We start from the raw sequence: 2,977 nt of genomic DNA on the forward strand, positions 1-2,977 counted from the left end.
CGCTCTCGAGGTCGTTTCTGATGCGGCCGGGCGGATGCGGGTCAAGGTTGCGTGGGTCTGTTCGAATTCGCGTCGCGCCGTGGCGGCCGAAGAGTCGGTGGGCCGGCTGCCCGGGGTGCGGGCGGTGCACGCCTACCCCCACACCGGGTCGGTGGTGGTGTGGTATTCGCCGCGGCGCGCCGATCGCGCTGCGGTGTGGGCGGCGATCGCCGCGGCCGAGCATGTGGCCGATGAGCTGATCCCGGCGCGCACGCCGCGGTCGGCTGATGTGCGCAACACCGATGTGCTGCGCATGGTGATCGGCGGGGCGGCGCTGTTTTTACTCGGTGTGCGCCGCTACGGTTTCCGGCGGCCGCCGATGCTGAGCTCGACCGGGCAGTTGGTCGCCACCGGGGCAACCATCTTCATGGGTTATCCGTTCCTGCGTGGCGCGCTGCGGTCGCTGCGGTCCGGGCGCGCCGGGACCGACACGTTGGTCACCGCGGCGATCATCGCCAGCCTTATCCTGCGCGAGAACGTGGTCGCGCTGACCGTGATGTGGCTGCTCAATATCGGTGAGTATCTGCAGGATCTGACCGTGCGGCGGACCCGACGGGCCATCTCGGAGTTGCTGCGTGGCACTCAGGACACCGCCTGGGTGCGCCTCGCGGACGGCACCGAGGTGCAGGTGCCGATCGACACGGTGCAGATCGGTGATGAGGTGATTGTGCACGATCACGTGGCGATCCCGGTCGACGGCGAGGTCATCGACGGGGAGGCGATTGTCGATCAGTCCGCGATCACCGGGGAGAACCTGCCTGTCAGCATCATCGCGGGAGCAGCGGTGCACGCCGGGTCGGTGGTGGTGCGCGGACGGCTGGTGGTACGGGCCAGCGCCGTTGGTAGCCAAACTGTGATCGGCCGCATCATCACCCGCGTCGAGGAGGCGCAGCTCGATCGAGCGCCGATCCAGACCGTCGGGGAGAACTTCTCCCGTCGTTTCGTGCCCGCGTCGTTCCTGCTGTCCGCGCTCACCTTGGTGCTCACCGGCGATGTCCGCCGGGCGATGACGATGCTGTTGATCGCCTGCCCGTGCGCGGTGGGGTTGTCCACGCCGACGGCGATCAGTGCGGCGATCGGCAACGGGGCGCGTCGCGGCATCCTGATCAAGGGCGGCTCGCATCTCGAACAGGCGGGCCGGGTGGACGCGATGGTGTTCGACAAGACCGGCACGCTTACGGTGGGGCGCCCGGTGGTGACCAATATCGTCGCGTTGGGTAAGGATTGGCAGCCCGAAGAGGTGCTGGCCTATGCCGCCAGCTCGGAGATCCACTCGCGGCACCCGTTGGCCGAGGCGGTGATCCGCTCAACCGAGGAACGCCATATCAGTATTCCGCCGCATGAACAATGCGAGGTGCTGGTGGGGCTGGGCATGCGCACCTGGGCCGACGGGCGGATTCTGCTGCTGGGTAGCCCGTCGTTGTTGCGGGCCGAGAAGGTCCGGGTGTCGAAGAAGGCCACGGAGTGGGTCGAGAAGCTGCGCAAGCAGGCCGAAACCCCGTTGCTGCTCGCGGTAGACGGCAAGCTGGTGGGGTTGATCAGCCTGCGCGACGAGGTCCGTCCGGAGGCAGCCGAGGTCCTGATCAAGCTGCGAGCCAACGGAATACGCCGGATCATCATGCTCACTGGCGATCATGCCGATACCGCCGCCGCGGTTGCGGGCGAACTCGGCATCGACGAGTGGCGCGCCGAAGTGTTGCCCGACGACAAACTCGAGGTGGTGCGCGCGCTGCAGGCCGAGGGCTATGTGGTCGGGATGGTCGGCGACGGGGTCAACGACGCCCCGGCCCTGGCGGCCGCCGATATCGGGATCGCCATGGGGCTGGCCGGAACCGATGTGGCTGTCGAGACCGCTGACGTCGCCTTGGCCAACGATAACCTGCACCGCGTGCTCGACGTGCCCGACCTGGGTGCACGCGCTGTTCAGGTCATCCGGCAGAACTACGGCATGTCGATCGCGGTCAACGCCGTCGGGCTGCTGATCGGTGCCGGTGGCGCACTGTCCCTGGCGCTGGCCGGGATCTTGCACAACGCGTCCTCGGTGGCGGTGGCCACCAACAGCTCCCGGCTGATCCGCTACCGACTCGCCGGGAATGGGTCGAGTGATGTCGGGGTCCAGTCCAACGGGGCGGCAAGGGTCTCGCCGACGGATTCAGAATCGGCCCGCTGAGGGTCGTGGCGTGGTGGGAGCCGCACGTCGATCAACGGGGTGCATGCCCCGGCAGGCGTGTGGCGGTCGTGGGTGCCGTGGTGGCCTGCCCAGAAGAGCAATCAAGATGCAAGATAGTGAGGTTGTGGTGGGTGACTTTGATCCGGCTGGTGGTCCAGCCGAGTTGGTCGACGATACGTGCTGTGCGGAATCGGGGCACGCGGCGCCGACGCCGGTCGCGCGGGACGCGGGATGGCTGCGGGCTGCCGGGTGGGCGCGGGGGCTGGCGTGGATCAGCCTGGTGTTTGTGACCGTGCAGGCGGTCGTGGGGCTGTGGCAGGGGTTGGCGACCGGGTCGGTGGCCCTGACCGGCTGGGCGCTGGGCGGTGTGGCCGAGGGGCTGGCCGGCGTGGTGGTGATCTGGCGGTTCACCGGCTCTCGGACCTTGTCGGCGACGGCCGAGCGCAGCGCGCAACGCGGTGTGGCGGTGTCGTTTTGGCTGATCGCTCCCTACATCGCCGCCGAATCGGTCCGTCATCTCTTCGGTGAACGGGAGGTGGAGGCCAGCGTGATCGGTATCGTGTTGACCGCCGTCGCGGTGCTGCTGATGCCGATCCTCGGCCACGCTCAACGCTTCCTGGGCGCGTGGTTGGCCTCGGCGGCCACCGTCGGGGAAGGCATCCAGAACTATCTGTGCGCCGTGCAGGCCGCCGCGGTGCTGATCGGTCTTGCGGTCACCGCCAACTGGTCGGGCGGCTGGTGGCTCGATCCGGTGATCGGGCTAGGCGT

Annotated in this window: 2 protein-coding genes; both read left to right on the forward strand. The window is 68.3% G+C overall.

Translation table 11 applies throughout. The features are described 5' to 3' along the window. Positions 1-2,209 (forward strand): heavy metal translocating P-type ATPase (locus BST15_RS20795; protein WP_207572069.1); only part of this gene is annotated, 2,209 nt, incomplete at its 5' end. A gap of 127 nt (positions 2,210-2,336) precedes the next feature. Beyond that, positions 2,337-2,977: cation diffusion facilitator family transporter (locus tag BST15_RS20800; protein WP_420093288.1), on the forward strand; the 641-nt coding region annotated here is incomplete at its 3' end.

The sequence above is a fragment of the Mycolicibacter arupensis genome, from assembly GCF_002086515.1.
Taxonomy (GTDB): domain Bacteria; phylum Actinomycetota; class Actinomycetes; order Mycobacteriales; family Mycobacteriaceae; genus Mycobacterium; species Mycobacterium arupense.